Source organism: Microcoleus sp. Pol7_A1 (assembly GCF_036701085.1).
GTDB lineage: Bacteria > Cyanobacteriota > Cyanobacteriia > Cyanobacteriales > Microcoleaceae > Microcoleus > Microcoleus asticus.
The window spans coordinates 1-15380 of the sequence record NZ_JAUBQD010000100.1 but is presented as its reverse complement, the minus strand read 5'-3'; the positions used below and the strand labels follow the sequence as shown (position 1 = coordinate 15380).

The window sequence follows — 15380 nt, the reverse complement described above, 5'->3', positions numbered from 1 at the left end:
GCTTACTTAAATGGCTTAATTGGTAAGCGAAGAAATGTTTGAGTATAAATACTCATCGCAAAAGTGACACGCTCCCTTTTTTATTTCTGGACGGATGAATCCGGGGGCTTGTATCCTGGATGCTTTCGGTCAGGGATTTTTAACGCGGATTTGGTATAATTCCCAATCTCTGCATTCATTTAAACTTTAGTATCTGCGGGAACTTCCCTCTGTACCAGCATCCAACCTAACAGCGCTAAAATAAGACCGAGAGCGAGAAATCCTAAATCCCAAGCTAACTCGTTGATACCGGGTTTGACGTGGTGGATTCCCAAAATTTGATGGTCAACAATGCCTTCAACAAAGTCAAACAATCCAGCACCAATTAATATTGAACCGAAAAAAGTTTGAGTTGACAAAGGAACATCTTTGCGCTTCACAGCACTCCACAAACAGAAGATTCCCGCCACTGTTACTAACCAATCCGCAGCGTGAAACAATCCATCTCCGAGGGTATTTAATTCTAAACCGGCCACAGTAGCATCGGTTTTAACGCTGCTAAACATATGGTGCCACTGGAGGAGTTGGTGCAGCACAATGCCGTCAAAAAAGCCGGATTGACCGATACCGAGGAGAATTCCTGCGATAATTAGAGGTCGGCGGTTGTTAGCTGCGGTGGTTGGTGCGTTTGTGCGATCGTCCAATGGAAAACCTCCGATGCTTTAAATGCTGAGCCTGGGTCTGTGAAGGGATTTGCCAGTACATTTTTTAGTTTTGCTGGGGAGGAGGGGCGATCGCATCATCCGCGAGAGAGATTTCTGGATCTCTTGATGCTTAATGCCAACTACAAATCTAGTTTATAATTTGATTGACTATTCATCAACAGTCATATTCTCAAACAAAATAGGTTGAATTCGCCTCAAAACTTCCTCAATTATATCTGAGCGACATTCACTAAGAAAACTTGCCTGCCTTGCGCTATAATCTTGCATAACGCAGTTGATCCGTCATAATTACACCTGTTATCGCTTCACCTTCTGGAATGGGGACATAAAACGGATTTTTGCGTTGTGTGTTGCTGATGGGACAAACAAACACAAACCCCATTTTTCGGTTAAATTTAGTTTGACTCACAACCAGTGCAGGCCTAGTCCCCATTTGTTCGTGTCCTGATTGAGGGTCAAAATTGAGGCGAATAAAATGACCTCGTTCGGGGATATAGTTTACCAAACTTCCTCTCCTTCTGGTTTTCCCCAAGAGACTTCTTCGCTAGATTCTATTTCGCCTGCCAATAATTCATCTAGGGTATACTTTGATATTTTATTATTTACAGGCTCTATGACCAGTTTCCCATTTTCTATAATGCAAGTTACGGAATCTTCTGCTTTAAGGTTGAGAAACTTTACTATGTAGTCTGGTATTGGCAAAGCCAAGGAATTACCTAATTTGCTGATGTGTATTTTAGCTGTCATACATTTGCGATGTTAACACTCAGGCTGATTTATTGTAACACAATATGGGGCGGGGCGGGTTTATTGAGATTGCTGTTTATAAACATAGAGGTTGGTGAACCCGCCCTTACATAACCTTTGTCTATGCAAATACTGCTTCTACGGCTTTCGGCAATTCTATGGGCACGAAATATGCGACTGGATACAAATAATCTTCGCCGGATTCATCAATAACTCGGATAAATTGATGTTCCGCAGCGCGATTATTCGGTATTATTTGGTAGATTTTTCGCACTTCCAATGATGCTTGATAGTCTTGATTATTAATGCAAACTACAAATCTGGTTTCTAAGTTAAACTTCATATTCGGATAAAGTAGTGAGTTCATAAACGGTTGCGTCTGTCATCAAAATCGACCCTTCTGCCGTCAACTCCCATCTGTCGCGCCACGAATCTGTTTCGGTATATCGTTTAGCCAAGCCATCAGCAGCCAGTTTTTTTAAGACAACCATCATGCCAGGTTCTCGTGGTACATCTAGACAGGAAAGTTGCTTTTCCAGTTGATACCAATTGCACTTTCCTCGACCTCTAGCTACTAATGCAAGAAGCACTAATTCAAGCTGAGTTAATTGAGTTAAATTTTGCATTATCAAGTCCTCCACGCTGGATGAAATAAAACGCCAAATCCTTGTCCCTAGCTGACGCACCCTACTTCACGAGAATTTATTGATACTTCTGGTGTTTTGCTTTGACTTGCTGCAATCTCTGTCTTTAATCCTAAAGCCTTCAGCAAACCCATAAATCGGTAAATCTCTTCTCCGCCTGATGCTTTCAGCAATTCCTGAAGTTGATCCCAATTTTGTAAATCGTCTTCAGCTATAATAGAGACTTGACTTTGAGCTTTAACTACATCTCTGAGTACCGTCAGTAACAGTTCGGATTCCGGTGCTGTTTCTTCTAGAATTGCTTGAATATAAGCAGCAGTTTCTTCAATATCTTGAAGCGAGTTAATCAGATAATCATGGTAACTGTGCGTTTTAGGCATCGTCTCTACTCCTGAATTCTATCCAGTATTCTTTGGCTTTGCGAATATCTCGATCTTGGGTACTTTTATCTCCACCGCAAAGGAGGAGTATAATAGTTGAGTCTCTTTCTGCGAAATAAACCCGGTAGCCGGGGCCCCAGTCAATTTTCAATTCGGAAACACCCTCTCCTACTGATTTACAGTCTCCTAAATTACCAAGAGCAACCCGCTGAAGTCTACCTTTTATTTTAGCTTTCCCTTCGCGATCGCGCAAAGCATCAAGCCAGTCTTTAAAAGGGATTTTTCCTTCTAAGGTTTCATAGGTTTGAATTTCACGCTTGTGGACTTCCATGACTCTATGTAGTAAAAGCCTAAGTGTCAAATGATATCATTTCTGGTAGCTGCGATTTTGTATGTCATGGCGTGCGATCGAAGCGGTAGGGTGCGTCAGTGTGGTAATTCTCAATTATCACTGAAACTCACAACTGACGCAGCATTTATTCCGTGGTGCGTCAGTTGTGAGACTGTCAGGAAAGTAGCGACAATCCGAGAGTGACAAAGGAGGGATAAGCATTTCGGGCGGGTTGTCATCCCCCCCAGGTTTTTGCCGATTTTTTATCAAAATTAAATAAAATTTAAGATTTTCTTAAAATAAATAAATCTTAATTGCACTATAATTAGCGCATCTAGGAAGATTCAGTAGGTCAGGGGTGCGATCGGGCGATAAAAGCTGGAAAAATTAATTTGACCGCATCTTAGGCAAAAACTATTTCTAACTCAAATTAACTCAATACTTCTTAACTTAATACTTCGGACAGTTTGTGAATGAGAGCCTGAAAGTGTCATTGTACCGTTTGTATCGGAGCTTGACGAAAGCCTGAAACCCTCATTATACCCTTAGCGGTTGAAAACTGTCCGAAGTGTTGGTTTAACAGACTTCATAAAAAAGTAAATCACCTTAAAGGATGAAGTATGAACAGGATATACAAACTTCCAACCGCATTAGATCGCAAAACCATATTGCAAATAGTTCTACTTGCTATTATTTACTTCGGTGTCTCTAAGATATCACTCTCACTGGCTTACCTGCCTGGAGCTGCAACACCAATTTGGATAGGTTCTGGTCTTGGTTTTGCCGCTATCTGGTCATTAGGATATCCGCTCTTGCCCGGTATCTTTTTAGGTCAGTTCATCAGTAATATTTCTACTCAAGAGTTAACACCTACGAGTATCCTGCTCAGTTTTATCTTTGGAATTGCCGACGCATTAAGCCAACTCTTAGCAGTATATCTAATAAACCGATCTATCAGAGACCGTCATTTGCTCGATCGCGCTCAAGATGTTTTCTCCTTTGTACTATTCGCGGCTTTGCTGGCTCCTGCTTTGCACGCTACGATTTGTGTAACAACTATGTGTCTGCTTGGCAAAGCACCTTGGACAATCTATGGAGTAATTTGGTGGACATGGTGGACAGGGGAGGCGATCGGAACACTTGTTTTTGGACCAGTCTTATTAGCATGGAGTCGGGAACTTCAGCCAATTAAATTACTATTTAAACAAAGATTTGTAGAAGCAGCACTGTTACTATTCCTAGTAATTATCATCAGTCAGATTAGTTTTGGCGGTGGATATCCTGTCGTGTATATGTTGATTCCCCTCTTAGTTTGGTCAGCCTTTCGATTCGGACAACAGGGTTCAACATTACTAATCGTCATCGTGTCAGTCATTTCTATGGTGGGAACTGCTAAGGGTTTAGGGCCATTTGTTCGTCCGTCACTCAATGAGTCATTGTTACTATTGCAATCCTTTATGAGTGTTGTTGCTATTACAACTTTGATTTTATCGGCGGTAATTACAGAAAACACAGAAGCAGAAGCCCGACTAAAAAGAGCAAATGAAGAGTTAGAAAGTAGAGTCGAGGAACGCACAGCAGAACTCGCCCATGCTAAAGAAAAAGCCGAAGTTGCCAACAGTGCCAAAAGCGAATTTTTAGCCAACATGAGCCACGAATTACGCTCTCCTCTCAACGCAATTATGGGATTTTCTCAAATTATGACTCGCTCTCAAACCCTCCCTCGCGAACATCAAGAAAGCGTCGGCATTATCTCTCGCAGCGGCGAACACCTACTAACCCTCATTAACAACGTTCTCGACCTCTCTAAAATCGAAGCAGGTAAAACCAGCCTTAATCCTAAAAACTTCGATCTCCATCGCTTACTTGACGACATACACGATATGTTTCAAATGAAAGCTGAAGAGAAAGGTTTACAGTTACTCTTGGAATACGATCGCAATCTGCCTCATTACGTCCGTACCGATGATGTTAAATTGCGTCAAGTTCTCATTAACTTGATTAATAATGCTCTTAAATTTACTCAAGAGGGAGGAGTTTCAGTAAGAGTTAGCGTTTTAGAAACTCCTGTCCATTCCCAACAAACAGCGGCAGCGGCTGATACCAATTCATACACCATACATTTTGAAATTGAAGATTCAGGATCTGGAATTGCCCCTGAAGAAATTGGGAATTTGTTTGAAGCCTTCACCCAAACAGAAACCGGAAAACAAGCTCAGGAAGGTACGGGTTTAGGCTTGCCAATTAGCCGCCAACTTGTGCATCTTATGGGAGGCGATATTACAGTCAAAAGCCAAGTGGGACAATGCACAATCTTCTTATTTAATATTCAAGTTAATGAAGTAGAAGCTAGCGACATTGCTACACACCAACCCTCTCGCAGAGTCATCGCTCTAGAACCCAATCAACCCAAATATCGCATTTTAATAGTTGACGATAAACCTCTCAATCGCCAATTGTTAATTAAACTGCTATCTCCCTTGGGATTTGAGCTTCAGGAAGCCAGTAACGGTCAAGAAGCAGTTGACATTTGGGAGAGGTGGGAGCCAAACTTAATTTGGATGGATATGAGGATGCCGGTGATGGATGGTTACACTGCTACTCAAACTATTAAATCTCAGACAAAAGGTCAAGCAACGGCGATTATTGCTTTGACAGCTAGCGTACTAGAAGAAGAAAAAGCGGTGGTTCTGTCGGCGGGATGTGATGATTTCTTGAGGAAACCTTTCCGAGAGGAAGAAATATTTAATGGGATGAATAAGCATATTGGAGTGAAATATGTTTATGAAGAATTAACACCCAAAAATACGGATAAAATACAAACAAGAGAGGTTCTAACCACAGAAGCACTGGCAGAAATTCCGAGGAATCTATTAGCTCAACTCCAAGAGGCCGTAATGTATTCCGATTCTGAATTAATTGCTGCGGTGGTGAAAAAAATAGCTACTTACAATGAGCCTTTAGCTGAGGCGATCGCAACTTCTCTACACAACTTTGAATATGAAAAGGTTTTGAACTTAATTGCGGCTACTATAGCATAAAAGGAGTAAAACATGAACGACAGTCAAGGTCAAATTTTTATTATTGATGATACGCCCGCAAACTTACATCTGCTTGTCAGTCTTCTTAAGGAAAATGGCTACCTGCCGCGAGCATTTCCGAGCGGCAAGTTAGCTCTAGGAGTTATTGAACAATCATCTCCTAGTTTGATTTTGTTAGATATTCAAATGCCACAGATGGATGGCTACGAAGTTTGTAAACATCTCAAAGCTAACGAATTGACTTGGGATATTCCAGTAATTTTTATCAGTGCTTTGGATGAAATGATGGATAAGCTAAAAGCTTTTACTGTAGGTGGCGTAGACTACATTACAAAACCATTTCAAGCAGAGGAAGTTTTAGCTCGGATTTCTACTCATTTAGAACTCAGTCGCTTACAAAAACTCCTGAAACAGGAAAATTCTCTTCAGGCTCAAAAATTAGCGGAACAAAATTGCCAACTCCAGCAGATGAATGAAGCATTAGAGAAAGCTAATCAAGAGTTGAAAGAACAATACAGTCAACTCCAGCAAGCGCAATTGCAAGTAATTCAAAGTGAAAAGATGTCGGCATTAGGTAATTTAGTTGCTGGAGTTGCCCATGAAATTAATAATCCTGTGGGGTTTATTTATGGCAACCTCGACCAAGCTGGGCAAGCATTACAAGATTTGATCGAACATCTGAAATTATATGGCGATCGCGCGACTGAAACAGATATTAACAATCATGCCGCAGAAATCGAGCTAGACTATCTCCTAGAAGATGTGCCGAAGATGATAGACTCAATGAAAGTGGGGTGCGATCGCATCAAAAGTATCAGCACGAGTTTACGAACATTTTCCAGAGCCGATCGCGATTTTCCAGTGAAGGCGAATCTGCATGAAGGTATTGATAGCACAATTTTAATTCTCAAACATCGCCTCAAAGCTTCGGAATTTAGACCGGAAATTGAAGTTATTACTAATTATGAGGATATCCCAGAAATAAAATGCTTCTTGGGCCAATTAAATCAAGTATTTATGAATATTTTGGCTAATGGGATCGAGGCAATAGAAGAATCAAATCACGGACGTACTTTTGCCGATATTAAAGCCAACCCAAACCGGATTACGATCGAAACTGAACTATCGAGCGATCGCGAGTCAGTTTTAATTCGTTTTAGCGATAATGGCATCGGCATGACAGAAGAGGTAAAACAAAAAATTTTTGATTATTTATTTACTACAAAATCCGTAGGGAAAGGCACGGGTTTAGGAATGGCGATCGCGCGTCAAATCATAGTAGAAAAACATCAAGGGACAATTACAGTTAACTCTACTCCAGGAGAAGGAACGGAGTTTATACTGGAATTGCCGATTCTCAAAAATTAACCAAAATTATAGCAACCGCCAGGGCGGTTTAGGGGCGCTTAGGCTAGGGGAAGAAGGGAATAGAATCAGCGAATTTCAAAAACTCAGAACGTCTTAATTTTGTAAGTTCGGTTTAGTTCCACGGGCCCAACTTCAGTTCGCCTTCCCGGTGATGGCTAGCTTTTAGTTCGATCGCCCTTTTCCGACATAATTCGATCGACAAATTCGCAGCAATCTCATTAAGAATTCTAAATCCCAAAACCTCTTTACCCAAACAGTCCCTTTCTGTGCAAACCTAAAAAACAGCAGACACAATTTTATAAACTCTAATTACAGAACCCTAGCAACCAGTTATGCAAACTCTGCCCAAACCCACTAAAACCCCCACCACCGAACCAGTCTTCGACACCACCATCAAACGCCGCAAAACCCGGCCCGTCAAAGTCGGTAGCGTCACCATCGGCGGCGGCAACCCCGTCGTCGTACAGTCGATGATTAACGAAGACACCCTCGACATCGACGGTTCAGTCGCCGGAATTCGGCGCTTGCACGAGATTGGCTGCGAAATCGTCCGCGTCACCGTGCCCAGCATGGCCCACGCCAAAGCTTTAGCCGAAATCAAGCAAAAACTGCACGCCACCTACCAACCCGTGCCCCTCGTCGCCGATGTCCACCACAACGGCATGAAAATTGCCCTCGAAGTCGCCAAACACGTAGACAAAGTGAGAATCAATCCCGGACTTTACGTGTTCGAGAAGCCAAAAGCCGACAGAAGCGAATACACCGACGCCGAATTCGCGGAAATTGGCGCAAAAATCCGCGAAACCCTGGAACCTCTAGTGATTTCCCTGCGCGACCAAGGCAAAGCTTTGCGAATCGGCGTCAATCACGGTTCCCTCGCCGAACGGATGCTTTTTACCTACGGCGACACGCCCGAAGGCATGGTGGAATCGGCCCTGGAATTTATCAAAATTTGCGAATCCCTCGACTTCCGAAATATCGTACTTTCCCTGAAAGCCTCCCGCGCACCCGTGATGGTTGCTGCTTACCGCTTGATGGTGCACCGGATGGACGAACTCGGCATGGATTACCCGCTGCATTTGGGCGTCACGGAAGCAGGAGACGGCGAATACGGCCGCATCAAATCCACCGCAGGTCTGGCACCTTTGTTAACTGACGGTATCGGCGATACCATCCGCGTCTCGCTGACAGAGGCGCCGGAAAAGGAGATTCCTGTCTGCTACAGCATTCTGCAAGCCTTGGGACTGCGGAAAACGATGGTTGAGTATGTCGCTTGTCCTTCCTGCGGTCGCACTTTGTTTAATTTAGAGGAAGTGTTACACCAAGTGAGACAGGCGACCAAGCATCTCACGGGTTTGGATATAGCAGTAATGGGCTGTATTGTCAATGGTCCGGGAGAAATGGCTGATGCTGATTACGGCTACGTCGGGAAGCAACCGGGTTATATTTCGCTGTACCGGGGCCGGGAAGAAATTAAGAAAGTGCCAGAAGACCGAGGCGTGGCAGAATTGATTGATTTGATTAAATCGGACGATCGCTGGGTTGAGCCTTAATTGCTCTCGATTGCCCCTAGGGATTGTTTTATTGCCCCGGAGATCCCCCCTAGCCCCCCTTAGTAAGGGGGGGAGAAGAGCGATCGAAGTCTTTGTTAAGGGGGGACAAGAGCGCTCAAAGTCCCCCTTCTTAAGGGGGATTTAGGGGGATCTAGGCTTCGATACAAACGAGAGAGACAGAGAGTTTCAGTCTTAAGTTGACACCGCAGAACTCGGCAAAGTTGAATAATATATGTACGCTAACTGCGACCGGGCATTGCCTGTGTTAGATTGAGCGTAATTATTCTGAACTCTTTTTCTCCCGCGCGTCAGACAAATGGTTATAACAAAACGAGGGCTTGTTCTAAGTGCAGCAGCAGTGGTACTCACTGCTGTAACTCTTGCGAACACTGGTTGCAGTTCTAAATCTCTGGCTTCTTTTCGGGGAAGCCCTAAAGAATTGGTTGATGAAGTTTGGCAGATTATTGACAAAAGTTATGTGGATGGCACTTTTAACCAGGTTGACTGGAAAGCGGTGCGGAATGATTATTTGAACCGGACTTATACCAGCGACGACGAAGCTTACAAAGCAATTAGGGAAATGCTGAAAAAGCTGGACGATCCTTATACGCGGTTTATGGACCCTGAAGAGTTCAAGAATATGCAGGTTGAAACTTCTGGAGAACTGACAGGAGTTGGGATTCAGTTGACTCAAGATGAGGAAACCAAAAAGTTGGTGGTGATTTCGCCGATCGAAGATACCCCTGCTTTTACTGCTGGTATTCTGGCAAAAGATATCATTACTAAGATTGACGGCAAGAGCACAGAAGGCATGGATACGAATCAAGCGGTAAGTTTGATTCGCGGTCAGGCGAATACTGAGGTGACGCTGACCATTTTGCGGGAAAAAAAGGAATTAGAATTTAAGCTGAAGCGCGCTAAAATTGAAATTCATCCCGTGCGGAAGTCGGTGCAGAAAACTCCCATCGGAGAAGTCGGCTATATTCGCTTAAATCAGTTCAGTGCCAATGCTCCATCGGAAATGCGATCGGCAATTAAGGATTTGGAACAGAAAAAGGTGACGGGCTATATTTTAGACTTGCGTTCCAATCCCGGCGGGTTGCTGTACGGAAGTATTGAAATTGCTCGGATGTGGCTCAAAGAAGGTACGATCGTCTCAACGGTCGATCGAATCGGTGAGGCCGATAAACAAACGGCAAATAAGGCAGAGCTCACAGACAAACCGTTAGTTGTACTGGTAGACGGCGGTTCAGCAAGTGCTAGCGAGATTCTATCCGGTGCTTTGCAAGACAACAAACGCGCGGTTTTGGTGGGAACAAAGACGTTTGGTAAAGGTTTAGTTCAGTCAGTAAGAGGCGTAGGAAATGGTGCGGGTTTGGCGGTGACAATTGCCAAGTATTTTACTCCTAACGGCACTGATATCAACCACGCCGGGATTGAACCGGATTTTAAGGTAGAACTCACCGACGCTCAAAAACAGGAATTGAGGCGCGATCGCGATAAAATTGCTACGGCGGCCGATCCGCAGTACGCGAAAGCTATGGAAGTTTTGACACAGCAAGTTACTGGTAAAACCGGGAACAATAAGGCTGAGGCGAAACCGAATGCTGCGCCACCTAAGCCGACTGCAACGCAAGCAAAACCGAGTGCAGCACCTTCTAAATCGAAGTAGAAAACCTGTGTAGGGTTTCAGTTAAAAAAAAGCATTCGGGGGAAGGATTACGGCTCAAAGCCAACATTTTCAACTCGAATGCTTCGCTATTTTTTGCAATCCGTCATTGTGAGTCAATCGATTTTAGATTTTAGATTTTAGATTTTAGATTTTAGATTTTAGATTTGAAGCATTGACCCCACGGATGAATCCGGGGGCTTGTATCCTGGATGCTTTTGGTCATTGCGGCTGGCATTTGCCGGCGCGAATTAATCCGATGCGGCGGGCGATGGCATCTTCGGGCGAATCGTAAGGGCCCCACTTTTCAATAATAGTGGGGTTTTGTTGTTCGAGTTGCGCGTTCGGCAAAATTTCGCAATTACCGGCAGGACGTTTGACAATATAAAATTTTGGTGTTTCTGTCATAGCTAAATTCGTCAAATAAAAGCTGGATACTAACTAGGCAATTGGCTCATTATATCAAATAGGGAAACAGCACTGCGGTGCCCAAAGCCTGTCTTAGCATTAAACCCGCAGTCCGACATTGGTTTCAACCCCTGCAGGAGTGCGGATTTAACCGCATGGAATTAATAAGAATTAAAAAAAACTAACACTTTCGGAAGATGCCACAATATTTATTTATGATAAGAATATAGACGTTTGTCTAAACCATTTCACAAGCACAGAAATATTCTAATCAATACCAAAAAAAACCATGCAATTTCTACCGAAAACAATCCCCGAAATTCAACCAGAAATCATACCCGTTAAAGAATCACCGCCAGAACTTGTTACTTTCGATGTCGGCGGGATGAAATGTGCCGGCTGCGCGAAAGCTGTGGAACGCCAACTCATGCAGTATTCAGGCGTAATTTCAGCTTGCGTTAACTTGGCCGTAGAAGTCGCTACGGTTGAGTGTCAACCGGGAACTGTCGATGCAGAAGCTTTAGCGAAAAAGTTGACTGATAATGGATTTCCCTCTCAGTCTCGTTCAGGTGAAAATCAGCAGGAAGCAGAAGCGACAACAATTGAACGGCGACGGCAAGAAATTCGACAGCAAATCAAGCAATTGACGATCGCCCTAATCCTAATTATTCTATCCGGTTTAGGTCACGTACTCGGCACAAAAGCCCCAATTCTCAGCAATATTTGGTTTCACTGGGGACTCGCCACCCTAGCTTTGCTGCTACCGGGCCGCCCGATTATCGTTGACGGGTGCCGCAGTTTGTGGCGAAATGCACCCAACATGAATACTTTGGTAGCTTTAGGCGCTGTTACAGCTTACACCGCTAGCAACGCGGCGCTGCTGTTTCCACGGATGGGATGGGAGTGCTTTTTTGACGAACCGGTGATGCTGCTGGGCTTTATTTTGTTGGGCAAAACTCTGGAACAGCAAGCCAGACGGCGCGCAGCATCAGCTTTGCAAGCTTTAATCGCATTGCAACCGGCGAAAGCCCGCTTAGTTGATTTTAAACTCCCGAGTTTAGATTTGCGATCGGAAGAATTGCCTTTAAACTCGACATCTGCGGTCTACGATCCACAATACATTGAAATTCCTGCCGATCGCGTCCGAGTCGGAGAATGGCTGCAAGTTTTGCCCGGGGAAAAAATTCCGGTAGACGGCGAAGTTTGCGAAGGCAAAACAACCATAGATGAGTCGATGCTGACTGGCGAATCAATGCCGGTTTTGAAGCAACCAGGAGATACAGTTGCGGCGGGAACTATCAATAAATCCGGGGCAGTTGTGATGCGCGCAACTCGCACCGGTAAGGAAACAACTGTAGCTCAAATGGTGGCTTTGGTGCAGGCAGCCCAAACTCGCAAAGCGCCGATTCAAAATTTAGCTGATACTGTCGCGGGATATTTTGTTTATGGCGTAATGGCGATATCGCTTTTAACTTTCCTATTTTGGTATTTTGCCGGCACTCATATTTGGCCTTCTGTGCTTTTAGGACACGGGGCAATGGATATGGGACACGGGGCAATGAATATGGGAAATGAATTGCCTATTATCCATTATCAATCGCCTTTGCTGTTAAGTTTGAAATTGGCGATCGCAGTTTTAGTTATTGCTTGTCCTTGCGCTTTGGGACTGGCTACCCCAACAGCAATTTTAGTCGGTTCTGGCATCGGGGCGGAGCGCGGACTTTTAATTCGCGGTGGCGATGTTTTAGAACGGGTGCATCAATTAGATACGGTGGTTTTTGATAAAACTGGCACTCTGACAACCGGAAATCTCACACTCACAGATTATTTGCCTATTTTCCAGAATTCGGAGTGGGATTTGAACTCAGATATTAATGTTGGAAACAGGCAAGATGCCTGTTCCACAATTGATGGAGTCTCTGGCAACAGGCAAGATGCCTGTTCCACAATTGATGGATTTTCTGGAGACAAAGAAGATGTTAGTTCCATAATTGATGGATTTTCTGGAAACAGGCAAGATGCCTGTTCCACAATTGATGGAGTTTCTGGAGAGAAACAAGATGTTTGTTCCACAATTGATGGAGTTTCTGGCAGTGCGGTTAATTCAAAACTGCTGCAAATTGCGGCGGCGGTGGAAAGGGGCGCTTGTCATCCCATCGCCGCAGCGATTTTGCTGGAAGCTCAACATCAAGGTTTGCCGATGCTAGCTGCTGAGGATTTCTGCACGGAACCGGGATTCGGGGTTTCTGCTTTGGTGGAGGGCCGGCGGGTGTTCGCGGGGAATGCCGAGTGGATGAAGGAGCAGGGGGTCGCTGTGGCGGCGGAATTGTCGGGGTCTTGCAAAGGCAAAACGGCGGTTTACGTGGCTTCTGGGGGCGTTTTGCTGGGGGTAATCGGGCTAAAAGATAGTCTCAGGCCGGATGCTAAGGCGACGGTGGAACGTTTGCGGGGCATGGGATTGCGGGTGATGATGCTGACGGGAGATACAGCGTCAGCGGCGGCGGCGACGGCGCAGCAGCTAGATTTGGCGGCGGCTGATGTTTTGGCCGAGGTGCGGCCGGAGGGCAAGGCTCGGGCGATCGCGACTTTGCAAGCCCAAGGCTGTAAAGTGGCTGTGGTGGGGGATGGTATCAATGACGCCCCGGCTTTGGCTCAAGCTGATGTCGGTATCGGTTTGCACTGCGGCACGGATGTGGCAGTTGAAACTGCTCAAATTGTGCTGATGCGAAATGCTTTGATGGATGTTGTTGAGTCGATCGAGCTGGGGCGCGCTACTTTCAACAAGATTCGCCAAAATTTATTTTGGGCTTTTGGTTACAATACTCTGGGAATTCCGGTTGCAGCCGGTCTTTTGCTGCCTGCAACCGGAATTCTACTCAGTCCTGCGGCGGCCGGTGCATTTATGGCGTTTAGTTCTGTTAGCGTTGTGACAAATTCTTTGTTTTTGCGCCGGGGATTTCGAGCTTAAATTTAGGGATTGCATATAAAAGTCGGAGGCCATCGGTCATTAGCTAGAAACTAATGACTGATGACCTCATCCCAAGAGGGTGACAAACCCCTCACACCAGGAGTCGACAGCCAAGAAGTTTCGACGTTAGTTAGAACCCCCTGATTCATATTTAGAGTCAATCGAAAATCTCACACCTCAAATTGACTGACTGATGGCTACAGTGCCATACTTTCCAAGAGCCGCCAATTATTGTTGTTCATAATTGAACGACTGACTAGCTCGAACATTTGACGGCAGTGGTTGTTGGTTTGCAGTGGCAGTTCCTCGTTTTTAATCACGAAGTTCATGCGAACCTCTGAGTCGCTAGCCGTGTTTTTCTCAATTAGGACTTCTGCGGTGACAAGTTTGGGAATCGAAACTTGACCGGGAAGTTCGCGAGCCATGACGGAATCTCCTGTATTGTAGATAATATCAAGATTGCATGACTCTAAAATTTCAATCAGGGACTGACGGAGACGGTCGATCGGAACGGCAACGATAAAAAAACCAGTATAGCGAGCCATAGACAACTCCAGCCGTGAGGCATTTAGACTTTATTATCATACCGAACCTAGAACCGATTCACAGAACAATATGAATTTATTTTATTCAGGTGGAAAGTTAGGGCAATGAAGGGCAAACTTATCGTGTTTGAAGGGGTTGAAGGTGCGGGTAAAACTACGCAAATGCAGCGGTTGATACAGTTCCTGCAAGCAAGTTGCTGTCTGAGAGTCCGCTTGGTGGCTACTCGCGAACCGGGGGGTACTGAGCTGGGAAGGGGACTGCGACATTTGTTGCTGAAACAAGATGGGGGCGAATCTGTATCCGATCGAGCAGAATTACTGATGTACGCTGCCGATCGCGCTCAGCACGTCGAAACTTTTCTTAAACCAGAGTTATCGAAAGGAACGATTGTTTTATGCGATCGCTTTACTGACTCTACGATTGCTTATCAGGGCTACGGCCGCGGTCTTAACTTAAATTTAATTAAACAGTTGAATGAAATTGCCACCGGCGGCTTGGAAAGCGATCTGACTTTGTGGCTGGATATTAAGGTGGAGGCGGGTCTGGCGAGGGTAAAAGCTCGGGGAGGGTGCGATCGGATCGAGCAAGCTGATTTGAAGTTTCACCAACTTGTCCAGCAAGGTTTTGCGGAGTTAGCCGGGGAAAATGGATCTCGAATTGTCCGGATAAATGCCGATCGCCCTGAATATGAAGTCGCTCAGGAAATTCAAGATATTGTAACTCGCAGGTTAGAAGCTTGGGGATATTCAAATAATACCATTTCTGAAAAATAGCGCTACATAATATCTAGAAACACGGCAATGCCGTGTCCTGCTCCAGGAACTTACAACTTAACATTGTTAACTAAAAACAATTATTGAGCAGTCCATTAAACCACAATAACCTTTTAGTATTATAGTAGCCGCGCCGACGGTTAGGATGTACTTAATTGCTAAAACCATAGATTTTCTTCCTTCTTCCTTCTTCCTTCTTCCTTCTTCCTTCTTCCTTCTTCCTTCTTCCTTCTTCCTTCTTCCTTCTT

General features: G+C 44.7%; 17 protein-coding genes. 7 read left to right on the top strand and 10 right to left on the bottom strand.

Annotation, left to right across the window (positions count from 1 at the left end; all coding sequences use genetic code 11):
* Window positions 1–179 precede the first annotated feature (179 nt).
* From QUA20_RS30105 to QUA20_RS30075, 7 genes are all read right to left on the bottom strand, one after another.
* Window positions 180–683 carry a DUF2243 domain-containing protein gene (locus QUA20_RS30105; protein WP_333193960.1) on the bottom strand — a complete coding sequence of 168 codons (504 nt, stop codon included), beginning with the start codon at window positions 681–683 and terminating at the stop codon, window positions 180–182.
* 274 nt (window positions 684–957) lie between these two features.
* Entirely contained in the window at window positions 958–1209 is a 252-nt protein-coding gene (locus tag QUA20_RS30100; RefSeq protein ID WP_333193958.1) for a type II toxin-antitoxin system PemK/MazF family toxin, read from the bottom strand.
* The gene (locus QUA20_RS30095) at window positions 1203–1451 is read right to left on the bottom strand and encodes a hypothetical protein (protein ID WP_333193957.1); all 249 of its coding nucleotides are present in this window, start codon (window positions 1449–1451) and stop codon (window positions 1203–1205) included. Before QUA20_RS30095 ends, QUA20_RS30100 begins: the two co-directional genes overlap by 7 nt.
* Before the next feature lie 121 nt (window positions 1452–1572).
* Window positions 1573–1794, bottom strand: coding sequence for a hypothetical protein (locus tag QUA20_RS30090; protein ID WP_172192308.1), 222 nt, complete (start codon window positions 1792–1794; stop codon window positions 1573–1575).
* Window positions 1784–2077 (bottom strand): hypothetical protein, encoded by a 294-nt coding sequence (locus QUA20_RS30085; protein ID WP_172192306.1) that lies wholly within the window; start codon window positions 2075–2077, stop codon window positions 1784–1786. The genes QUA20_RS30090 and QUA20_RS30085 overlap by 11 nt, the downstream gene beginning before the upstream one ends.
* Before the next feature lie 47 nt (window positions 2078–2124).
* Window positions 2125–2475, bottom strand: a complete 351-nt coding sequence (locus QUA20_RS30080; protein WP_216670776.1) for a helix-turn-helix domain-containing transcriptional regulator — start codon at window positions 2473–2475, stop codon at window positions 2125–2127.
* Window positions 2468–2806: a type II toxin-antitoxin system RelE/ParE family toxin gene (locus QUA20_RS30075; protein WP_172192304.1), complete on the bottom strand. Its 339-nt coding sequence runs from the start codon at window positions 2804–2806 to the stop codon at window positions 2468–2470. The genes QUA20_RS30080 and QUA20_RS30075 overlap by 8 nt, the downstream gene beginning before the upstream one ends.
* A 30-nt stretch (window positions 2807–2836) precedes the next feature.
* Here QUA20_RS30075 and QUA20_RS30070 point away from each other — a divergent pair, with 30 nt between their 5' ends.
* From QUA20_RS30070 to QUA20_RS30060, 3 genes are all read left to right on the top strand, one after another.
* Window positions 2837–3010, top strand: a complete 174-nt coding sequence (locus QUA20_RS30070) for a hypothetical protein (RefSeq protein ID WP_216670775.1) — start codon at window positions 2837–2839, stop codon at window positions 3008–3010.
* A 416-nt stretch (window positions 3011–3426) separates the two neighbouring features.
* Window positions 3427–5847, top strand: a complete 2421-nt coding sequence (locus tag QUA20_RS30065) for an MASE1 domain-containing protein (protein WP_333193951.1) — start codon at window positions 3427–3429, stop codon at window positions 5845–5847.
* Window positions 5848–5859: 12 nt separating this feature from the next.
* A complete protein-coding gene (locus QUA20_RS30060; protein WP_172190359.1) occupies window positions 5860–7215 on the top strand; it encodes a hybrid sensor histidine kinase/response regulator in 1356 nt (451 codons plus the stop codon).
* Window positions 7216–7327: 112 nt separating this feature from the next.
* Here QUA20_RS30060 and QUA20_RS30055 read toward each other — a convergent pair whose 3' ends face one another.
* On the bottom strand, window positions 7328–7468 hold the full coding sequence (locus QUA20_RS30055; RefSeq protein WP_333193950.1) for a hypothetical protein: 141 nt from the start codon (window positions 7466–7468) through the stop codon (window positions 7328–7330).
* A gap of 79 nt (window positions 7469–7547) precedes the next feature.
* Between QUA20_RS30055 and ispG the strand changes: the two genes are divergently transcribed.
* A complete protein-coding gene (ispG, locus tag QUA20_RS30050; protein ID WP_333193948.1) occupies window positions 7548–8768 on the top strand; it encodes a (E)-4-hydroxy-3-methylbut-2-enyl-diphosphate synthase in 1221 nt (406 codons plus the stop codon).
* A gap of 316 nt (window positions 8769–9084) precedes the next feature.
* Window positions 9085–10440 (top strand): carboxyl-terminal processing protease CtpC, encoded by a 1356-nt coding sequence (ctpC, locus tag QUA20_RS30045; RefSeq protein WP_333193946.1) that lies wholly within the window; start codon window positions 9085–9087, stop codon window positions 10438–10440.
* A 219-nt stretch (window positions 10441–10659) separates the two neighbouring features.
* Here ctpC and QUA20_RS30040 read toward each other — a convergent pair whose 3' ends face one another.
* Window positions 10660–10845 carry a DDE transposase family protein gene (locus QUA20_RS30040; protein ID WP_333193943.1) on the bottom strand — a complete coding sequence of 62 codons (186 nt, stop codon included), beginning with the start codon at window positions 10843–10845 and terminating at the stop codon, window positions 10660–10662.
* A gap of 289 nt (window positions 10846–11134) precedes the next feature.
* On the opposite strand from QUA20_RS30040, the gene QUA20_RS30035 reads away from it, so the two are divergent.
* Window positions 11135–13813, top strand: coding sequence for a heavy metal translocating P-type ATPase (locus QUA20_RS30035; protein ID WP_333193942.1), 2679 nt, complete (start codon window positions 11135–11137; stop codon window positions 13811–13813).
* A gap of 197 nt (window positions 13814–14010) precedes the next feature.
* Here QUA20_RS30035 and QUA20_RS30030 read toward each other — a convergent pair whose 3' ends face one another.
* Window positions 14011–14358, bottom strand: coding sequence for a hypothetical protein (locus QUA20_RS30030; RefSeq protein WP_172190364.1), 348 nt, complete (start codon window positions 14356–14358; stop codon window positions 14011–14013).
* A 105-nt stretch (window positions 14359–14463) separates the two neighbouring features.
* Between QUA20_RS30030 and tmk the strand changes: the two genes are divergently transcribed.
* Window positions 14464–15132, top strand: a complete 669-nt coding sequence (gene tmk, locus QUA20_RS30025; RefSeq protein ID WP_333193940.1) for a dTMP kinase — start codon at window positions 14464–14466, stop codon at window positions 15130–15132.
* Window positions 15133–15380: the final 248 nt, after the last annotated feature.

Excerpts from the sequence above, each read along its gene's own strand:
- QUA20_RS30095 (WP_333193957.1), bottom strand. The coding sequence starts at position 1,451 with ATGACAGCTAAAATACACATCAGCAAATTAGGTAATTCCTTGGCTTTG.
- QUA20_RS30090 (WP_172192308.1), bottom strand. The coding sequence starts at position 1,794 with ATGAAGTTTAACTTAGAAACCAGATTTGTAGTTTGCATTAATAATCAA.
- QUA20_RS30085 (WP_172192306.1), bottom strand. The coding sequence starts at position 2,077 with ATGCAAAATTTAACTCAATTAACTCAGCTTGAATTAGTGCTTCTTGCA.
- QUA20_RS30080 (WP_216670776.1), bottom strand. The coding sequence starts at position 2,475 with ATGCCTAAAACGCACAGTTACCATGATTATCTGATTAACTCGCTTCAA.
- QUA20_RS30075 (WP_172192304.1), bottom strand. The coding sequence starts at position 2,806 with ATGGAAGTCCACAAGCGTGAAATTCAAACCTATGAAACCTTAGAAGGA.
- QUA20_RS30070 (WP_216670775.1), top strand. The coding sequence starts at position 2,837 with ATGATATCATTTCTGGTAGCTGCGATTTTGTATGTCATGGCGTGCGAT.
- QUA20_RS30065 (WP_333193951.1), top strand. The coding sequence starts at position 3,427 with ATGAACAGGATATACAAACTTCCAACCGCATTAGATCGCAAAACCATA.
- QUA20_RS30060 (WP_172190359.1), top strand. The coding sequence starts at position 5,860 with ATGAACGACAGTCAAGGTCAAATTTTTATTATTGATGATACGCCCGCA.
- ispG (WP_333193948.1), top strand. The coding sequence starts at position 7,548 with ATGCAAACTCTGCCCAAACCCACTAAAACCCCCACCACCGAACCAGTC.
- ctpC (WP_333193946.1), top strand. The coding sequence starts at position 9,085 with ATGGTTATAACAAAACGAGGGCTTGTTCTAAGTGCAGCAGCAGTGGTA.
- QUA20_RS30040 (WP_333193943.1), bottom strand. The coding sequence starts at position 10,845 with ATGACAGAAACACCAAAATTTTATATTGTCAAACGTCCTGCCGGTAAT.
- QUA20_RS30035 (WP_333193942.1), top strand. The coding sequence starts at position 11,135 with ATGCAATTTCTACCGAAAACAATCCCCGAAATTCAACCAGAAATCATA.
- QUA20_RS30030 (WP_172190364.1), bottom strand. The coding sequence starts at position 14,358 with ATGGCTCGCTATACTGGTTTTTTTATCGTTGCCGTTCCGATCGACCGT.
- tmk (WP_333193940.1), top strand. The coding sequence starts at position 14,464 with ATGAAGGGCAAACTTATCGTGTTTGAAGGGGTTGAAGGTGCGGGTAAA.